This window comes from Neobacillus sp. K501, assembly GCF_053749995.1.
In genome coordinates, this window is sequence record NZ_JBSLYA010000001.1 from 622,135 (window position 1) to 640,950 (window position 18,816).

At 37.9% G+C, this 18,816-nt stretch carries 20 protein-coding genes and 1 tRNA gene; 6 read left to right on the top strand and 15 right to left on the bottom strand.

The window, feature by feature from the left end; all coding sequences use genetic code 11:
- Nucleotides 1–23: 23 nt before the first annotated feature.
- From ACWM35_RS03055 to ACWM35_RS03095, 9 genes are all read right to left on the bottom strand, one after another.
- Nucleotides 24–929: an oxidoreductase gene (locus ACWM35_RS03055; RefSeq protein ID WP_454815822.1), complete on the bottom strand. Its 906-nt coding sequence runs from the start codon at nucleotides 927–929 to the stop codon at nucleotides 24–26.
- Between the two features lie 20 nt (nucleotides 930–949).
- Nucleotides 950–2,632 carry an ABC1 kinase family protein gene (locus tag ACWM35_RS03060; RefSeq protein ID WP_454815359.1) on the bottom strand — a complete coding sequence of 561 codons (1,683 nt, stop codon included), beginning with the start codon at nucleotides 2,630–2,632 and terminating at the stop codon, nucleotides 950–952.
- A 135-nt stretch (nucleotides 2,633–2,767) separates the two neighbouring features.
- Nucleotides 2,768–3,934, bottom strand: a complete 1,167-nt coding sequence (trpB, locus tag ACWM35_RS03065; protein ID WP_454815361.1) for a tryptophan synthase subunit beta — start codon at nucleotides 3,932–3,934, stop codon at nucleotides 2,768–2,770.
- 127 nt (nucleotides 3,935–4,061) lie between these two features.
- Nucleotides 4,062–5,255 (bottom strand): ABC transporter permease, encoded by a 1,194-nt coding sequence (locus ACWM35_RS03070; protein ID WP_454815363.1) that lies wholly within the window; start codon nucleotides 5,253–5,255, stop codon nucleotides 4,062–4,064.
- Nucleotides 5,252–5,944 carry an ABC transporter ATP-binding protein gene (locus tag ACWM35_RS03075; RefSeq protein WP_454815365.1) on the bottom strand — a complete coding sequence of 231 codons (693 nt, stop codon included), beginning with the start codon at nucleotides 5,942–5,944 and terminating at the stop codon, nucleotides 5,252–5,254. The genes ACWM35_RS03070 and ACWM35_RS03075 overlap by 4 nt, the downstream gene beginning before the upstream one ends.
- Nucleotides 5,941–7,068: an efflux RND transporter periplasmic adaptor subunit gene (locus tag ACWM35_RS03080; RefSeq protein ID WP_454815367.1), complete on the bottom strand. Its 1,128-nt coding sequence runs from the start codon at nucleotides 7,066–7,068 to the stop codon at nucleotides 5,941–5,943. The genes ACWM35_RS03075 and ACWM35_RS03080 overlap by 4 nt, the downstream gene beginning before the upstream one ends.
- 5 nt (nucleotides 7,069–7,073) lie before the next feature.
- The gene (locus tag ACWM35_RS03085; RefSeq protein ID WP_454815369.1) at nucleotides 7,074–7,739 is read right to left on the bottom strand and encodes a Yip1 family protein; all 666 of its coding nucleotides are present in this window, start codon (nucleotides 7,737–7,739) and stop codon (nucleotides 7,074–7,076) included.
- Nucleotides 7,740–7,834: 95 nt separating this feature from the next.
- Nucleotides 7,835–8,713, bottom strand: coding sequence for a GNAT family N-acetyltransferase (locus ACWM35_RS03090; protein WP_454815371.1), 879 nt, complete (start codon nucleotides 8,711–8,713; stop codon nucleotides 7,835–7,837).
- Nucleotides 8,714–8,802: 89 nt separating this feature from the next.
- The gene (locus tag ACWM35_RS03095) at nucleotides 8,803–10,962 is read right to left on the bottom strand and encodes a YhgE/Pip domain-containing protein (RefSeq protein ID WP_454815373.1); all 2,160 of its coding nucleotides are present in this window, start codon (nucleotides 10,960–10,962) and stop codon (nucleotides 8,803–8,805) included.
- Between the two features lie 229 nt (nucleotides 10,963–11,191).
- On the opposite strand from ACWM35_RS03095, the gene ACWM35_RS03100 reads away from it, so the two are divergent.
- Entirely contained in the window at nucleotides 11,192–11,863 is a 672-nt protein-coding gene (locus tag ACWM35_RS03100) for a response regulator transcription factor (protein WP_454815375.1), read from the top strand.
- A gap of 50 nt (nucleotides 11,864–11,913) precedes the next feature.
- On the opposite strand, the gene ACWM35_RS03105 is transcribed toward ACWM35_RS03100, so the two are convergent.
- From ACWM35_RS03105 to ACWM35_RS03115, 3 genes are all read right to left on the bottom strand, one after another.
- Complete coding sequence (locus ACWM35_RS03105; protein ID WP_454815376.1) at nucleotides 11,914–12,561, bottom strand: PspA/IM30 family protein; 648 nt, start codon at nucleotides 12,559–12,561, stop codon at nucleotides 11,914–11,916.
- Between the two features lie 18 nt (nucleotides 12,562–12,579).
- Nucleotides 12,580–12,927, bottom strand: coding sequence for a lmo0954 family membrane protein (locus ACWM35_RS03110; RefSeq protein WP_454815378.1), 348 nt, complete (start codon nucleotides 12,925–12,927; stop codon nucleotides 12,580–12,582).
- Nucleotides 12,928–13,104: 177 nt separating this feature from the next.
- Nucleotides 13,105–13,177, bottom strand: a tRNA-Val gene (locus tag ACWM35_RS03115).
- 138 nt (nucleotides 13,178–13,315) lie between these two features.
- On the opposite strand from ACWM35_RS03115, the gene ACWM35_RS03120 reads away from it, so the two are divergent.
- From ACWM35_RS03120 to ACWM35_RS03140, 5 genes are all read left to right on the top strand, one after another.
- Entirely contained in the window at nucleotides 13,316–13,528 is a 213-nt protein-coding gene (locus ACWM35_RS03120) for a WYL domain-containing protein (RefSeq protein WP_454815380.1), read from the top strand.
- Between the two features lie 102 nt (nucleotides 13,529–13,630).
- Entirely contained in the window at nucleotides 13,631–14,353 is a 723-nt protein-coding gene (locus tag ACWM35_RS03125; RefSeq protein WP_454815382.1) for an alpha/beta hydrolase, read from the top strand.
- Nucleotides 14,354–14,451: 98 nt separating this feature from the next.
- On the top strand, nucleotides 14,452–14,964 hold the full coding sequence (locus tag ACWM35_RS03130; protein ID WP_454815384.1) for a YjcG family protein: 513 nt from the start codon (nucleotides 14,452–14,454) through the stop codon (nucleotides 14,962–14,964).
- An 8-nt stretch (nucleotides 14,965–14,972) separates the two neighbouring features.
- Nucleotides 14,973–15,395, top strand: a complete 423-nt coding sequence (locus tag ACWM35_RS03135) for a GNAT family N-acetyltransferase (protein ID WP_454815386.1) — start codon at nucleotides 14,973–14,975, stop codon at nucleotides 15,393–15,395.
- A gap of 126 nt (nucleotides 15,396–15,521) precedes the next feature.
- Complete coding sequence (locus ACWM35_RS03140) at nucleotides 15,522–17,813, top strand: UvrD-helicase domain-containing protein (RefSeq protein ID WP_454815388.1); 2,292 nt, start codon at nucleotides 15,522–15,524, stop codon at nucleotides 17,811–17,813.
- Nucleotides 17,814–17,854: 41 nt separating this feature from the next.
- Here ACWM35_RS03140 and ACWM35_RS03145 read toward each other — a convergent pair whose 3' ends face one another.
- From ACWM35_RS03145 to spoVAE, 3 genes are all read right to left on the bottom strand, one after another.
- Nucleotides 17,855–18,109, bottom strand: a complete 255-nt coding sequence (locus tag ACWM35_RS03145) for a stage VI sporulation protein F (RefSeq protein ID WP_454815824.1) — start codon at nucleotides 18,107–18,109, stop codon at nucleotides 17,855–17,857.
- Nucleotides 18,110–18,233: 124 nt separating this feature from the next.
- Nucleotides 18,234–18,350, bottom strand: a complete 117-nt coding sequence (locus ACWM35_RS03150; RefSeq protein ID WP_082799360.1) for a YjcZ family sporulation protein — start codon at nucleotides 18,348–18,350, stop codon at nucleotides 18,234–18,236.
- A 108-nt stretch (nucleotides 18,351–18,458) separates the two neighbouring features.
- Nucleotides 18,459–18,815, bottom strand: a complete 357-nt coding sequence (gene spoVAE / locus ACWM35_RS03155; protein WP_454815390.1) for a stage V sporulation protein AE — start codon at nucleotides 18,813–18,815, stop codon at nucleotides 18,459–18,461.
- Nucleotide 18,816: the final 1 nt, after the last annotated feature.

Sequence of the window (18,816 nt, forward strand, 5' to 3'; positions counted from 1 at the left end):
TATGAATTTTCAAATATATTTTCTTAGCTTTCTATTTTCGAAAAATCATATTTTACACCTGTTAAGATTTCCGAAACCTCCCAAAGTTTTTTCATCGTTTCTGGATTGTATACTCCTTCAGCAGGGATTTCAATTGTAGGTTTCCCTTTTCGATTTTCTTTTCCGTCTGGTCCGATATATTCACCGCCTAGTAAACTTTTTTCGGTTGCCGCGTAAATCGTTGGAAGAGCTCCCTTTTCTGCAGATTGTAAAAATAAGGTTGCTAATTTTTTCAGAAAGTCCGGAGCATCTCTTTTTCCTAGTTTAAAAAGGTTTGTGGTTGAAACTCCGGGATGACAGGCGAGGCTTAATGCTTTAATTCCATGCTGTTTAAACTTTGCATCCAACTCTTTCGCAAATAATAAATTAGCTAATTTACTTTGCCGATAAAATTCCATTGGCTTATAACCTTTTGAGCCATCCAAATTATCAAAGAAGATGGAACCGCCTCTATGGGCAATACTACTAATGGATACCACACGCGAATTTGTTGTTTTTTTGAGTAAGGGGAGTAATAAGCCTGTCAACGCAAAATGTCCTAAATGATTACTGCCAAATTGTAATTCAAATCCATCTTTTGTTTTTTGAAGTGGCGGAACCATAACACCCGCATTATTGATTAAAATATCAAGCGATTCATAGTGAGAGCGATACTTTTTTACAAACTCTCTTATATTTTCTAAATCAGCAAGATCAAGTTTCATTACCTCTAACGTTGCTTGAGGCTGTTCCTTGAGGATAGACTCAACCGCTGTATTCCCTTTTTGAATGTTTCTTACGGCCAAAATCACTTGGGCACCTTTTTGACTTAGTGCTTTCGCAGCTTCAAAGCCAATACCGCTGTTGGCCCCTGTAATAATAACTCTCTTTCCAGTAAGGTTTTGTTCCATCAATTTGCTCACATCCTAGATTAAAATCTTCCCGATTTAAAAATCGAAAATAACAACCATAAAAACATTAGTGTAGTGATAATAAATCCTATTTCTATTATTGGAATCTTGGTAAAAAGCACTGGTGTCTGACCTGAAATGGAAGCTCCAATAATGATGCCTACCATAATAATACTGAAGGAAAGCAAAATTATACTAAATGATAACCTGTTACTAATGAGATTAAATTTTTTTAGGAAAGGTTCGATTTCCTGAGTTGAAATTTCAATCTGCATCTTTCCTTTTTTCATAACAGAGGTAAAATCTTTCATCGATTTTGGAAATTCATGAAGAATATCTCCAAATTCCGAAAGGTTGTTCCAAGCAAAGCCAACCATATTTTTGGGGTTAAAACGGTCTATTAATAGCTGTCTGCCAAAAGGTTCAGCGACCGCTAAAATACTAATTTCAGGGTTTAGCTTTTCTACCGTTCCCTCGAGTGTAAGCAACACCTTACCCAATATGGTTAAATCAGTTGGAATTTGGATGTTATGGCAATAGGCCACTGAAAACAGATCGTTCACCGCTGCTCCCACACTCATTTCACTAAAAGGAACATCTATGTACTTTTCACGTAGTTTCTCCACATCACCATGTAATTTTTTGAGATTCACCTCATCAGGGACTAACCCCATGCTAGTAATGGCTTTAACAATCTCTACAGTATTTTTCCTCATCAATGCAATTACAAAGGAAGCGATGTGTGCCTTCATTTCCGGTGTGATTTTTCCTACCATCCCAAAATCCATAAAGGCAATGACATTACCTGGCAAGGCTACAATATTACCAGGATGCGGATCTCCATGAAAAAATCCCTCGATTAGTATTTGATGAAAAATAGCGTTGACTACTCTCTCACAGATGATTTTTGTGTCGTAGCCATTTCCCTGGAGTTCGTCCAATTCATTTAATTTAATTCCTTCAATGAATTCCATCGTCAAAACTTTTGAGCTTGTTAATTCCCAATATACTTTTGGAATTAACACGTTAGGGTCCTTAATAAATTGTTTTGCAATTTTCTCTGCATTTCTTGCTTCTTTTTCATAATCTAATTCTTCACGGAGCGATGTGGCTAATTCTTCTACAATTGTCCGAATCTGATACCGTTCTGCCCAATCAAGTCTTGTTTCAGCTATTCTAGCTAAATCCTGAAGAATTTCTAAATCTGTTTCAATAACATTTTGTATATTAGGACGTTGGATTTTTACCGCCACCCGTTCACCAGTTAATAAAACTCCACAATGAACTTGTCCGATCGATGCACCCGCTAATGGGGTTTCACTAAATTCTGCAAACGAATTCTCCAATGAGTCGGCTAATTCTTCTTCGATGATTCGTTTCACTTCTGTAAATGGAAAAAGCGAGACACGGTCTTGTAATTTTACTAGTTCATTAATGATATCCTTTGGAAGAATATCAGATCTTGTGCTGGCTATTTGCCCCATTTTCACAAACGTCGGCCCAAGTTCCTCAAGAAATAACCGTAAACGCTCTCCTGTTGATCTGTTATGCACGGCTTTATTTCCTTCGACAAATACTCGTTTTGGAACCGATAACAGGTCAACCAGCCCTAATTCTTTCATTAAAAGACCAAATCCATGTCGTGTGAAGGCATATACGATGTCTCGATAACGTTGAATATGACGGATTTTTTTCTTAATCATCATTTTCACTCCTGTTTGGAGTATTTTATTCTATGTATTCATGTCAACCTTCTCACTTTTCTGTTTAATATTCAAGCGACTTTTTCGTTAATAAAGTAAAGACGAACCATTATTCTGATTCGTCTTTTAATAGCGTTATTTTTTTATCATCTGAAATACTTGTTCGACGTCTTTGTCACCACGTCCAGAGAGGTTGACAATCAGGACATTGTCTTGTGGCAATTTTTCAGCAAGTTTTATTGCGTAGGCTACCGCATGAGAACTTTCTAGCGCTGGTATAATTCCTTCTGTCTTACTTAACGTCTGGAATGCTTGCAAAGCCTCCTGACCTGTGACGGTAACATACTCTGCTCTTCCAATTGTTTTTAAGTAACTATGCTCCGGCCCGACACCAGGATAATCTAAACCTGCAGCAATCGAGTAGGTCGGCTGAGGGTCTCCGTTTTCATCCAGCAAAGTTAAACATTTAAAACCATGGATAACAGCCGGGACCCCTTCTGTCAAAGTCGGAGCTTCTTTTGGTTCGACACCAATTAAGCGGACACTCTTTTCCTCAATATAATGGGCAAATGCACCAATTGCATTGCTGCCGCCACCTGCACAAGCAATAACAGCAGTCGGCAGTTTCCCTTCTTTTTCAATAATTTGTCTCTTCGATTCTTCACTAATAACCGCTTGAAAGTGTTTAACCATTGTTGGATATGGATGCGGCCCTACCGCGGAACCTAATAAATAAAAAGTATTTTCATAGTTTTGTACTAAGTCCGCCAGCGCTGCATCAACAGCATCCTTTAATCTCCCTTGCCCTTTCTCAACAGGGACCACCTTTGCACCTAATAGTTCCATGCGAAAAACATTTAATGCCTGGCGTTCCGTGTCAAGCTTACCCATATAAATAATACATTCCATGCCAAACATTGCGCAGGCTGTAGCAGTTGCTACACCGTGCTGCCCAGCACCTGTTTCAGCAATAATCCGTTTTGCCCCCATCCGTTTCGCCAACAAGATTTGGCCTATAGCATTATTTATTTTGTGTGCACCAGTATGGTTTAAATCCTCACGTTTTAAATATATTTTTGCTCCTCCAACTTGTTTCGTTAAATTCGCAGCGAAGGTTAGCGGGTTTTCTCTTCCCACATATTCCTTAAGGTAATATTTAAATTCCTCAATAAATTCCTGGGCATCTTTATACTTAATAAATTGGGCATCTAAATCATTTAGCACCTGCTGAAGATCCTCAGGTACAAAACTGCCGCCAAACTCACCAAAATAACCTGTATTCTCTAAACTCACTTTTTCCATGCTCTGCTCGACTCCTTCTAAACTAATATTTTCAAATAATTGAACCCATTATAAAACATAATAACAGAATATTCAAATAACAACATAAAAAAGGATAGAATTTTTATCTCTATCCCTTTCTATTACACTACTCATATCGAAGCGATTCAATAGGGTCGAGCTTGGATGCCTTATTCGCTGGGAGCAGTCCGAACACAACACCAATAACCATTGAAAAAGCCACTCCGCCAAGTACAACCTGCCAAGAAATGAGTGATGGCCATCCTGCAAAGAGGCTTACGAGACTGGCCGTTCCCCAGCCAAGAAAAATTCCGAGAATGCCACCGATTAATGTTAAGGTCATCGATTCGATTAAGAATTGCGTCAATACTTGGCCCCTAGTTGCTCCGAGAGCCATTCGGATACCAATCTCGCGCGTTCTTTCCGTCACCGAAACTAACATAATATTCATCACTCCGATACCACCGACAAATAAAGAAATTCCGGCAATACTTCCAATAATTAGAGTCATGATTCTAGTAACCTGGCCAATTCCCGCAGCGATTTCCTCCATATTAAGAACTTGGTAGGACTCTTCCGTATTATGCATCGTATTTAATAGTCTTGCTGCTTTTTTTCCGGCTGTCTGAAGTTGCTCAGCAGACTCTGCCTGCAAAGTTACCTGTGTATAGTCACTACTTCCATATATGGTGCGCCATGTTTGAAATGGAAGATAAACCTCCATCGATCCAAAGGCAAGGAGACCCGTCGGCTTCTCTAAAACACCTATGATTTCAATCGGTTGATTTGCAACGTTAATCACTTTACCAACCGCTTTTTCTCCTTTAAATAATTCCTCCTGTAATTGATGGCTGATTAATCCCGCACGCCTGCTGCCTAAAAAATCTGAAGTTGAAAGATCTCTTCCTTTCCCTGCTTTCAATTCATTCAATTTAATATAGGCCTGATTGATCCCTATTACAGACACATCCAGGGTATCCTTCTGAAACCTGGCTGTGGATACTTGCGTGCTTGAGGCTACAACACTTTTAATTTCCGGGATCTGTTCAAGAGCCCGAATATCCTCCTGCTTAAATGGAGCCTGTAGAAAAATGTTCGGGTTTGCCCGAATTTCCTCATCAGAAGGCTGATAAAATAATTCAATTGTATTCCCTGGCCCGGTAATCTGAGATTTCAACATTGCTTCTCCACCCTGCCCAATGGCCACAACGATAATAACAGCTCCAACACCGATGATAATCCCTAACATCGTAAGAATACTTCGCATTTTATGAGACTTCAGTGAATTTAACGCCATCATTAGATTTTCTATAAAACTCATATCACAGGCCTCCCAACTGTTTCTGTAGGAGACTGAACCATTCCATCCCTAACCATAATCGTCCTGTTGGCATACTCAGCAACTTCTGCTTCATGAGTTACAACGATAATCGTGACGCCTTCCTCATTCAATTCTCTAAATTGCTCCATTATAGCATTACTTGTTTTCGTATCAAGAGCCCCAGTAGGCTCATCTGCTAATATTATCTTTGGTTTATTGACAATCGCTCTGGCAATAGCAACACGCTGCTTTTGGCCTCCTGATAAGGCATTAGGAAGATGGCCCATCCGATCTTCCAGCCCCATTTTGATTAATGCTTCTTCTGCTCTAGATTGACGCTCTGATTTGGAAATACCCGCATATATCATTGGAAGCTCAACATTTTTCAACGCTGACAAACGCGGTAATAAATGAAATTGCTGAAAAACAAATCCGATCGATTGATTTCGTACCCCTGCTAGCTCTTTATCATTATAATTCGAGACATTTTCTCCACCGAGAAAATAATTGCCTGAAGTGGGTTTATCCAAACACCCAATGATATTCATCAAGGTTGATTTACCTGAACCAGACGGACCCATAATCGCGACAAATTCTCCCTGTTTAATTTCAAGATGAATATCGTTTAAGATATTTACTTTCTCTTTCCCTAGCAGAAAAGCTTTATAGATGGATTCCAGTCTGATCATTTCACCGTCACTTCCAGACCGTTTTTGATGGATTCGGGTCCATCGATGATAATTTGGTCTTTGTTTGATATCCCCTCTAAAATCTCAATCTTCGACCCAGAAGTTATACCTGTTTGCACTTCTTTCTTTTCTGCCTTCCCATCCTTTACAATATAAACAAATGGTTGATCACCATCGTCATAAAGTGCATCCATCGGAACGACACTGGCAACTTTTTTGTCCGTTTCAATTTCCATGATGACTTGGAAGCCCGGTTTTAATATTTTAAGATCCCCAGTAATTTTCACAGATACTGGATACTGTACGGCTTGACTTCCAGTTTGTACACCCGTTTGATTTTGTTGCGGCAGAAGGGCAATACTCTCGATTTCTCCATCCCACCTTTGATCAAGTACTGCATCCGATTTCAAGTTCACTTTCTGCCCAACACTAACTTTCAATGTGTCATATTCGGACAAAAGACCATTAGCCTGTAAAGCTTCCAACTTGCCAATATGTACAATCGGTTCAGCTATGGCTCCTTCGATAGAAGAAGCTTCAGGTGTTTTTACCGATAAGACAACGCCATCTATCGTACTCTTAATCTCTAATTCACTCTGCCGCTTACTAATGATATCCTTTTGCAGCATCGCTTGCTTTAAATCGAGGTTTGCTAGCTTTTTTTCCATATCAAGTTGTTCTGTTTCAGGTGTTATTTGTTTTTTTGCTTCTTCTTTTCCAACCTGTTCAACTAATGTTTTTTCTTTTTCTTTTAACTGCTTTATTTGCTTATCTATTTGGTTTATCTTCAGGTTTGCCGTTTCAATTGCCAATTTGTTCTGCTCCACTTCAAGTTCAAGCTGTGAATTTTGCAGTCTAGCTAAAATATCACCCACTTTAACTGTCTGTCCTTCTTTTACCAGCAGTTCCTTCAGTTCACCTTTTTCTGGTGAGGCATATACAATTTGTTCTTCCGCTAATTGAACTGTACCTGGTATCATCAACAGCGAGGAGATTTCCTCCTCTTTTAACTCTGCCGTTTTAACGGAAGGTCCTTTAGCCAAGACCTCCCGATAAACACTAACAGAAATCATAATAACTACTAAACTTAGTACCCCAATAATAATCCATGCTTTTTTTTTCATGGCAACTAGAACGCCCCTTGTACCAGACTGCCAATTACGGCAAAGCCGATTCCAATTAAGAAGAAAATAATGGAAATGGTCCAAGCAAGCCCCTTGGATAATTGGCCTGTCTTATGAAGTCCGATCGCCGTTAAGATTGTCGTCCAGATAGTAAATACCTCGAATGAACCTAATACTCCTGCCTTATCTTGATTTAATAAACCTGCTAAACTAGTAACATATATTTCTGGATTTCCACCAATTGCGTATCTAATCACCATATTAAGAATAACTCCCGCAGCTCCAATAATCATAATAAAAGTATTCATAGAGAATAATTGCTTAAAAGTCGCCGGTGAACTAGCAATTTTTGTGATAATTAGGTGGATCGCACTGCTGATTAGAACAGCAATAATTGGGGTAATGATACCAGTAATCGCTACTGTCACTCTTGTTATTCCTAAAACTAAAGCTGCTTCATCTTCAGGAATCCCCTGATCAATTAATGTGGACGTATCCATCGAAAGTGACATTAGCGTCATACCAATTACATAGAAAATACTGACGATTAATAATGGCAGCCAAATTTTAGGATTCTCTTTAATCCTCTCAAATTGTTCACCTGGATTGGTAAACATCCCAAAAATATTCGGTTTTTGTTTCGTTGTCTTTACATCCGTTTGAATTTCCACTCACAAACACTCCCTTTTCTTTATCTGTAAAATATTGCAATTATCTATACGAACCAAAAATAGGAAAGTTTCATAGAAATATATTTATTTCCAAATTATGCTTGTAAGGTTATCGGATGCTTAAAGTCCACTGGCAGAGAAACGTTCGTCATATTTTTAACAAATAGGACATTACTTGAATGATAAGGTTGTTTCTTCTGCAATAATTCTTGATTATCTAGATGAAAATATAGAACAACCTCCTTGATATTATCATGGGTTATCCGCGAAAGAATTTCTTTCATATTTACCTCATTCCTGCAAACAACATCATATAGATGCAAAACATTCTCTTCAATTTGGTAAATGACTAGTGATTGCTCATTTTCCAGGTAGTATATATCCTTAGGGAAAACCATTAAACAATAAAACATTAAAAGTTCCTCAGAGTTTATCGTTCCGAAAATATTTGATATCACTGCCCTGTCAGTAGCTAGTTTATAGATAAAATCTAAATCTTCACTTTTACTGCCATCTAATTTTCTAATGCCAGATTGATTGGATGATTTGTATTTAGTTTCTAAAGAAAACTGAACTTCCTCTACTCTCTCAAATCCAAACTTTGGATAAAATTCTAATACTGATTGATTGGCAAACAAATAAAATAAGTCAACGTTCTTAAAATCCTCTAAAACTCGGTCCATCAACATTTTAGATAACCCATTATTCCGATAATCTGGATGTGTCATCACTGTTCCTATTTGAATTGCTTGTTTTACCTCATGATGAATTACTAAGTTGACGAGGTTAACGGATACATTTGCTACCACTTTCCCCTTATCAACAAATGAATAAGGCTGATACTTTTCCGTCCAATAGCCATGTTGGTACCATGATTCAAACTGAATCCCAAAAGTTTGTTCGGCCAATTGATTAAAACTTTCTCTTAAATGGGTATCATCTTTATATCCTTTAACAAATAATAATTCTCTCAACTTCTGTCCCTCCATTAATATCTTTCAACAAAAATGTAGACCAGGTCTTTGATAGACATGGCCTACAACTTTAAGTATATAAGTCAATTTTAAACTAATCTGGGCTGGTCTGCACCTTTTGTTTTCAGATAATTCCAGCCAATAGTGATAACGGTACTAATGATTAGGAAAACAAATAAAGCTCCAAGGCTCGCCCATGCAGAGCCGATTTCTCCTAATGTAATTAAAGATCTAAAACCAGAAATAGAATGGGTCATTGGCAAGAAGTGGCTTATTCCTTGTATCGAAGCTGGTAATGCCTCGATAGGTGCATTTCCGCCTGAAATAATTAATTGGATGATGAGTAACACAAATAAAATAAATCGCCCAACATGACCTGCCAATGAAATCAATAATAAAATGATCATTAAAAACGTCAAGCTTGTCACGATCATAAACACAAAATACATGATACCGCTTTCAACGTTGAGGTTAAGAATAAACATTGTAGACAATGAGACCACTATCGCTTGTGCAATAGCCATAACCAGCAGTGTCGTTAATCTGCTTAAAATAGATCTCGGTTCAACTCCTGAAGTAGTTGATTTAAGGTCGACAAATATTGTCATAATCAGTAAGCCAACAAATAAAGCTAGTGAGAGAATATATGGTGCAGATGAATCACGATATTGATCAAACGCATTTACTGTATTGCTGACTAATTCAACTGGTGAGGCAAACATTTCAACATTTTGCTCTCCGGTTTGAACGGCGCCAGTTTCCTTAGCACCAGCCTCCAGTCCGGTTGCAAGCTCATTTGCGCCTTTATTTAGATCTCCAAGGCCAGTATCAAGTTGTTGCACGCCAGCAGTTAATTCACCCCAGCCCGTATTGACCGTTTGGGTTCCATTGCTTACCTGAACCATGCCAGTATTAATTTTATTAGCACCAACCGTTAATTGCCCTGTTGTGCTTATCAGCGTATTCCAGCCAGTTTCAATCGTTGCATTACCGCTAGCAACTTGTTTTGAACCTTCCAGTAATTTCGCTGTCCCGGGTACAATTTTTTGCTCTTGATTGGCAGCTAATGTACCAATTCCATCAATAATTTTCTGTGTCCCGGTAATCGAATCACTTACTCCTTTTTCTACGCCAGCTGCACCTTGTTGCAATGGTATAATCCCAGTGTTAAGTCCAGCCATATTTTTAGATAATGCATCACTTTTACCAGCAATCGTCATCAATTCAGAATCATTCTTAAGCTCTGGATGTTTTTCAAGGTATGCCGCTAATAATTGGCTGACGTTGGAGGATAAATCTGACAATTGCTGTACATTTGCCTTTACCCCATTAATTCCATCCTTCACCTTTGTGCTTCCTGGAAGAAGCTCCTTTTCTAACTTTTCCTTGAAACCAACGGTACCTGCTTGAGTCTGCTTTAATCCTCCCAATATGGCTTCCGTTCCTGGTTTTAAATCGGTTAAACCTTTTTCAATTTCTTTCGCACCAGCCGCAAGTTTTTTGACATCAGATAATTTTGTCTGAAGACTGCTATTTAATAGGGCAGTACCAGCATGAAGTGTTTTTGTTCCAGCAGCTAGCTCACTAGCTCCATTAGCTAGTGTTTGAATGTCGCCGGCTTTACCAGTTAAGGTCTGATGAAGCAAGCTTGACCCATCGTGGAGTTGAGTAGATCCATCATGAATCTTATTTGCTCCATCTGCTGCTGTCTGATAACCATCAGCAATATCTCCAAGACTTGTAAATACATTATTTACATATTTTTTTGTTACTTTGGTTGCCAGTGTTTCTCTTATTGTTTCAACGGCGCCATTTGTTACATCCGCAACAACTCTGCTTTTCCCCTCATTTTGGATATATTCAAGCGGTAATTTTTGAGGATTATCATCCATGACGGTGGTTGCTCTTTCAGAGAAATCTTCTGGAATTTTTATAACCAAGTAATACTTATTGTCCTTTAAGCCTTGGTCGGCATCTTCTTCACTAACAAATTCCCATCCCAGTTTTTTTTCTTTTTGAAGTTCCTTTACTAGATCATCCCCCACAGTAAGCTTTTCACCATCATTTTCAGCACCCATATCCATGTTTACCACAGCAACGGGTACATCTGGTAAAGTTTCGGGTGGATCCAAGAGATTCGATAGATAAATAAGGACATAAATAAGTGGAATCACAATTGCCGCAAGTAAAGGTATTAAAAAGCCTCCTTTCCCTTTTCTTAGAAGTGCTAATTCAGAAAATACTTTCAAAAAAATTCCCCCTTAGCTTTAATAAATAATGACTGAAGCCTCATTCATTATTGCTGTTAAATATTGATCCTATTTCCGAATAACCAATCCTCCTCAATTCTGATTAGTTCTTACTTATTTAAGGAATATGTCAAAAAGTAGCAGAAAAAATTGTAAGAACTTTCACTCTATTGTAAGATGAATGTATTATGATTAAAATCACTGAAAATATAGGGGTGAAAATTGTCGAATGGTGGATACAGCTGTCAACGAGTATTTAAAGAAAATGGCTGGAATCTCCGATCTTAAAATTAAGGTTGAGGCAATGCTTCGTGGCTGTGTTGAATTCTTTCCATTCGAACGAGCCGCCTTCTTTACCTACTCACCCTTAAGTCATTTAGGTGAAGGGGTATTAATGTACGAAAATGATCAGGCTTCGTCGATAAGAGGAATAAAGGAGGATGTCCGCCCCATTTTTCCAATCTATCATTCATTAATTAGAAACATGCCTGCTTTTATTAAAACCGAGGAAAGTCTTGACTATTTTCCTGACAAATATTTAAAGGAACTGGATTTAACATTAGCTATCATCCCAATTAGTTTACTTAATACTGTCGTTGGCTGCGTTCTAGTAGATCGCTATTATGGTGAATACCCATTTGAAAAAAACTACTTATCTTTGCTTTCTTATTATTTTTCTTCCCCATTCATGCCGATTCGAGAAAAGAGCCTCCTTAGTAAACGGGAAACAGAAGTACTTCAGCATCTTGCTAATGGATATTCGACAAAAGAAATGGCAGCTTGGATGACGGTTAGTGAATTTACTGTACGAGATTATATAACTTCGGTAGTTAGAAAACTTGGTGTTAATAATCGAGCAGAGGCTGTTGCAGTCGGGATGAGAAAAGGAATTATCCTTTAAAAAGTAAAAAACACATGGATAATAACTAAATATCCATGTGTTTCGTATCCTTAAATACTCATCTTGCTCTCTTCTTTTTTCATTTCATTTTCAATTTTTTCGACCCTTGCATCAATGGTACTGCGGTAGTAAGAACTGTTTACTTGGTGTTCTAGGCGATCGAGATAGTTTTCAATTTCTTGGAAACGAGAGAATAATTGATTGTTATCAGTATTGGAATCCAATACTTGATTGATACGATGGTTTGCTCTGGTAATATTTTCACGCCCCATTAACTCCAGGCGGCGAAGATCCATATCTTTCAGCTTATGCTTCATTTCTTCGTATTTTCTTTCTAATTCCCCAAGCTGCCCTTTAACGTGTTCCAAAGATGCTGTTAATCGTTCAGTACGTTCGGTATATTGCTGATACTCTGCAGCCGCAAATTGAGAAAGCTCTACCTCCCCTGCTTTTGCAGCGACTTCCGCCTGATGTTTTCTTTTTTCTGCTAACTTCTCTGCCTGAAAAAGTTCTCTTGTAAACTCATCTTTTAATTTATGTTGACGTTCAACCAGTGTTTTAACCTTTTCTGTTTCCTGCTCACATTGGCGAAGGTACTGATTCAACATCGCTATTGGGTTTTGTCTTTCTTTTTTATCAAGTGTCTCGTGTAAATCAGCCATTATCGTATTTTTCATTCTAGTAAATAAGTTTGTCATTGTAAATCACTCCTATTATTAATATTTGTTTAATTCATTCCATTGTTTTTCGAAATTAACGAATGGATCAGTTTCTTCTTTCACGATGGTACGTTTACTGTTGTTCCAGTTTTTATATACCAGGTAAAGTACATATGCAGCAACAGCACCTATGATTGCTGGAGCATTTGAGATAGAAGCCATTAAGAAAATAACTCCGAAGATTCCTAGGACAATTTTCCCTCCAGTTGTTTCAGCTTTAATAAACTGTTTGTATATGAAGTAAAGAATCCCCAAACTTACAAGTAATCCAATCATCGGACCAATTGTAGAGAGTAACACCATTGCTGCGATTCCACCTGCTAAAAGTAAACCAAATTTTTTCATTTTGTTTTCCTCCTTTGCTTTCTTGATTACATCTTACCTTTTTTCATAGCTTCTCATAATTGAGCCTAAGCTTGATTTTCATATAGGTCCCAAGACGTAGAAAGGGTCAGTCCCCTATTGAGACTGACCCTTTAAACACAAAAAATCCTAATACCACATGAGTATTAGGATTTTTGATGACCTGTGAGGGGTTCGAACCCCCGACCTCAACCCTGTCAAGGTTGCGCTCTCCCAGCTGAGCTAACAGATCTCTTATTAAGCTACAAATCTAATTATATTCAAATTGCTAAAAATGTCAACTAATTTTATTTAATTGCTCCTACACATCTACCGAATAAAGAACGAATGTTCGGATATACTAATAGTATATAGAGAAAGGAGTGATCACATGGAAGGGCTTTTATTACGATCCATCGAAGAAAAAATGCCATTAGAAATGATTTATCTGTCTGAGGATAATCAAATTTCCCAACGGAAGCTGCTTGTGAAGGAAGTAAATAATGAATACATCCTCGCCTATTGTTTGCTACGTAAACAGATTCGAACCTTTAAACGTGAAAATATCCTATCTATCATGCCAAATAAACGATATCTCCATTAACTTCACACATACTCCCCACCACAATACTTTCCCCTTGAGCATTTCCAACTTGTATATGATAAAATTCTAATGTATCAATCGAAACATGGGGGGAATTGTCACATGGTATTTCCAAGAGGCACAATTAAAGAAACGACCTTTCAAAGCAAAGAGCTGGGAGAAGAAATTCAGCTACTTGTCTACTTGCCAGCTAACTTTTCACCATTATACAAATACTCTCTGTTAATCGCTCAGGATGGCCGCGATTATTTTCAGCTAGGCCGAATTGGGCGATTAACAGATGAGTATCTTTACGAGCGGGAAATCGAAAATTTAATCATTATTGGGATACCCTATAAAAATGTAGAGGACCGCTGGAAAAAGTATCATCCTGATGGCGAACAAAATCCAGCATACATACGCTTTCTTGCCCATGAATTAGTTCCATATCTCGATAAAGAATTTCCAACCTATCATATGGGTACTACAAGAGCACTGATTGGAGATTCACTAGGAGCAACGGTGTCACTAATGACTGCCCTCCAATATCCGCACACGTTTGGCAAGGTGTTGTTGCAGTCACCGTTTGTCAATAATGAGATAATAAACTCAGTTAGAAATTTTGGCGAACCACAGCTTTTAGACATCTATCATGTTATTGGTAACCAAGAAACAGAAGTTCCAACCACAAAAGGTGAAATCCGTGATTTCCTTACTCCTAATCGAGAACTGGCGAAAGCTTTTAATGAAAAGTCATTCAGCCATTTTTATGAAGAATTCAATGGAAATCACACCTGGAAATATTGGCAAACCGATTTAAAGCGTGCCCTTAAGGCAATGTTCTAGTCATATCTTATTTTTTGAAAATTTGCTATAATAATTAGAAGACTTTTGGAGTAACGAGTCTATTTTTAGATAAATTCATGTTCATTGGAGGTAAACATATGAAATTTGGGGTTGTTATTTTTCCATCAAAAAAACTGCAGGATTTAGCTAATTCCTATCGTAAACGTTATGACCCGCATTATGCATTGATTACTCCACATTTGACTTTAAAAAATGCCTTTGAAGCAACAGAAGAAGAAGTCAAGCACTATGCTGAAAAGCTGCGTCAAATTGCAGGCAATACGAATGCCTTCACATTAAAGACTTCCAAAATAAGCTCATTTCAGCCGGTAAATAATGTTATTTACTTTAAAGTTGAACCTACGGAAGAACTGGCTAAGCTTCATAATGATATTAACCAAGAATTTAGTGAGCAAAATATGGAATATGCCTTTGTTCCTCATATTACCATTGGACAAAAGTTATCTAACGATGAACATTCAGATGTTTATGGCTCCTTAAGAATGAAAAAAATCAATCATGAAGAAACAATTGACCGTTTCCATTTACTTTATCAACTAGATAATGATTCATGGACAGTCTATGAAACATTTCGTCTTGGAAAGGAATAAATAAAAACGTGACTGTAAAAATTGTTGAAAATGAAAATGAACTTAATGATGCTTTTTCGGTAAGAAAAACCGTATTTATAGGTGAACAAAACGTCCCAGCTGAAGAAGAAATTGATCAGTATGAGGATGAAGCTACGCATTTTGTTTCTTACCAAAACGGTTCACCAATTGGCGCGGGACGCTTCCGTGTCGTTGATGGTTACGGAAAAGTTGAACGCATTTGCGTATTAAAGGAAGCAAGAAAAACTGGTGCAGGAAAAGCCATCATGAATGAAATTGAAGCCCATGCAATCAAACATGGGGTCGAAAAATTAAAATTAAATGCACAAACACACGCTATCCCTTTCTACTCTGGTCTTGGATATGAAGTCGTTTCCGAAGAATTCTTAGACGCAGGAATTCCTCATAAAACAATGGTAAAAAAATTTTAAAGACAAGCACTTGTCCTTTTCGTGACAAGTGCTTTTTTCATTTTGACCACTTCCCTCCACTTTTCGAGAGCCACACGTTTTGTTATGATTAAGATTGTCGTATTTTTGGATAATGAGGAATGAACAATGAAAATAGCCATGTATCAAAATAGAAGAATTGGTCTTGATCAATTAGAACGTGACCAATATCAAAAAATATATTTAGCAGGAAAAAATGGTGAATTATCCTGCCCTGTTTGTCAGCAAAAGGTCCGGTTCATTCTAGGAATCCATGAACTTCCCCACTTTAGCCATGTGAATGCTAAAATAGCGGATTGTATCGTGCCTGAAATCCCTACCAATAGCAAGGAAGTCAATCATGTGGAGCGCAACGGATTCCGAATACCGCAGGGGCGAACCATAGTGGATACACCCAATAATGTCAGTTTATTTCGGCCAGCTAAATTAATTGAAACCTCTATAGCTTTTAAAAAGTCTAATGAAGTTCCACAATTAGAGCACTCCCCTTATTTAATGGAACTATCAGCCAATGGAGTTGTTCTCGATAAAAGTCAAGCGGCAGCCGTCACTGAAATTGATGGTTCCCTGCTGGTCCTTGCCGGAGCCGGAAGCGGGAAAACACGAGTTCTCACTGCACGAACGGCCTTTATGCTTGAAGTAAAAAATATTGATCCGCGAAACATAATGCTCGTTACATTTACTTCAAAGGCTGCAGGAGAAATGAAAAACCGTCTGCTATCCTATCCGCAAATGAAAAGAGAAAAAATAAATCAACTGGTGACAGGCACCTTTCACAGTATTTTTTATCGCATTCTTATGTTTCATGAAGGCAGCCAATGGTCTTCTGAGCGACTGCTGAAAAAAGAGTGGCAGAGAGATCGGATATTGAAAGAGGCTGGAAAAGAAATCGATTTATCAGAAAAGGAATTTGCTTTTGATTTGGCCCTGCAGCAAATCGGCTTTTGGAAAAATTCACTTTTATTACCTCAGGCAGTTAAGCCGGAAACAGAATGGGAAGAAAAGACTCTATTCCTTTATGAAAAATACGAGGAATATAAAACACGTGAAAACATGTTTGATTTTGATGATATGCTGATAGGTTGTTACCGACTGCTTAGCTCCAGCCCGTCCCTTCTAGAATTGTATCAAAACAGATTTCACTATTTCTTAATTGATGAATTTCAAGATGTAAATATGGTTCAATATGAACTAATCAAACTGCTGTCGAGCAAACATAAAAACGTTTGTGCTGTTGGCGATGATGATCAATCGATTTATGCCTTCCGCGGAAGTGATCCTGCCTATTTGCTGGATTTTGAAAAAGACTTTCCCGAAGCTAAATTGATTACACTAGATCAAAATTATCGCTCATCACATGAAATTGTTTCAGCAGCTAATGAAATGATTAAGAAAAATAAAGTTAGAAGGCTAAAAAAGATGATTGCACAATTTGAATCTCTTACACCGCCTGTAAGCTTTTTTCCATACGATGAAGAAGAAGAAGCAACAATGATTGTATCTGATTTACAAGAGAAAATTGCCCTAGGTGCTAATCCTTCAGATTTTGCGATTTTGTATCGGACGAATGCAGGATCTCGAGCGATATTTGAACGATTGGCCAGTTCGAATCTACCGTTTAAAATTGATCTTGACGCTGAATCGTTTTATGAACGACGAATTGTGAAAAGTGTCCTTTCATTTTTTAAATTAAGCCTAAACGAAGATGATTCACAGGCATTATCAGATATTTTACCAATTTTATTTTTAAAACAAACGGTAATCAAGGATTTAAAAGCAGAGAGCATCCTTCAAGATTGCAGTTCGCTTAAGGCGCTTTTACATCTAAAAACAAAGCATCCATTTCAAGAGAAAAAACTAAAAAAGATCGTGCCGTTTATTCAAGCATTAAAGTATTCCTCCCCCATTAAAGCGCTGGAAATCATTGAAAAGGATATTGGTTTTCTTGACTTTTTAAAGAAGCGGGGAAATGAGTCAGATCAACTGGAAAAAGGGTCAGATGATTTGAAGGATTTAAAAGTTGCCGCAAAAGGTTTTGATACGATTCAAACTTTATTGGCCCATGCTGATCATATGTCAGCGATGAACAAAGAAATTAAAAACTTAGGTAAGCACTTTACCGATGCGGTTACTCTTAGTACGATTCATCGTGCCAAAGGTCTGGAATACAAAAATGTGTATATTATCGGTTCCGTCGATGGAAGTCTGCCGCATGACTATGCATTAGAAGCAAGTCGAAATGGTGATTTCGCTGCACTCGAAGAAGAACGAAGACTTTTTTATGTAGCGATGACCCGCGCAATGCAAGAATTATATATCTCTGTTCCACAATTTCGCAGAGGTAAAAAAGCTTCCCCCTCTCGTTTTCTCACACCCTTGATGAGAAAAAAGAAGCAATAAAACATAAGACCTTTTTCCACATGAGGAAAAAGGCCTTTTTCTTACTTCTTATTAATCATTTTCGAAATCGTATTAAAATCAAGCTGTTTTCCATCTTTAACGATGGATTGAACGATTTTATCTTCTGTTTCTTTATTTACCGGTTTATTAGCAATTTGCGATACTCGGCGAATGACATTACGAACCGTTTTCTCATCTTTAAAATTTGCATTTTGCAAGGAATTCGCTAAATCAAAAATATCTTTCATATTTACGCCAGTTTTCTTTTCGACGTTTTTAAAGAATCCGTTATCCATGCTCAAATTCACGCTCCTTCATAAACTACTTTATTGTATGAAGGAACTTAAATTTGGTGAAAAGAAAAGGGCTGACCGGTTTTTATGGCCAACCCCTTCCTTCGCTGCAAGCTTTTGCCAATTCTTAATAAAAGCTAGCACCGACAATAATTAACAGAATGAATAATACGACGATTAATACAAAAGTAGAACCGCCGCCATATCCGCCACCGTAACCGTAGCCGCCATATCCACAGAACATACAATGTCACCTCACTTTGATAAGTCTCATTAATAACATATGAGAAGGGTCATCAAAGTGTACTAGGCAACTTTCTAAAAACAAGCTGTGAATATGCGGGATTCTTTTTTAGCCTTTAGGCCTAAAAATAAGAGCACCAAGAAAGCCAAAAATAATGGCTGCTGAAATTCCTGAGCTTGTAACCTGGAACATCCCTGTCAATACGCCAATCAATCCGTGCTTTTCAGCATCCTGCATGGCCCCATGAACCAAAGAATTTCCAAAGCTTGTAATCGGAATCGTGGCCCCTGCACCAGCAAAGTCAACAAGCGGCTCATACAGACCAAAACCATCCAACACTGCTCCCGCGACAACAAGCAAGCTTAAGGTATGTCCTGGTGTAAGCTTCGCAACATCAAATAAAATCTGCCCTAAGACACAAAATAATCCACCAACTACAAATGCCCAAAAAAACATCGCTAGCAAA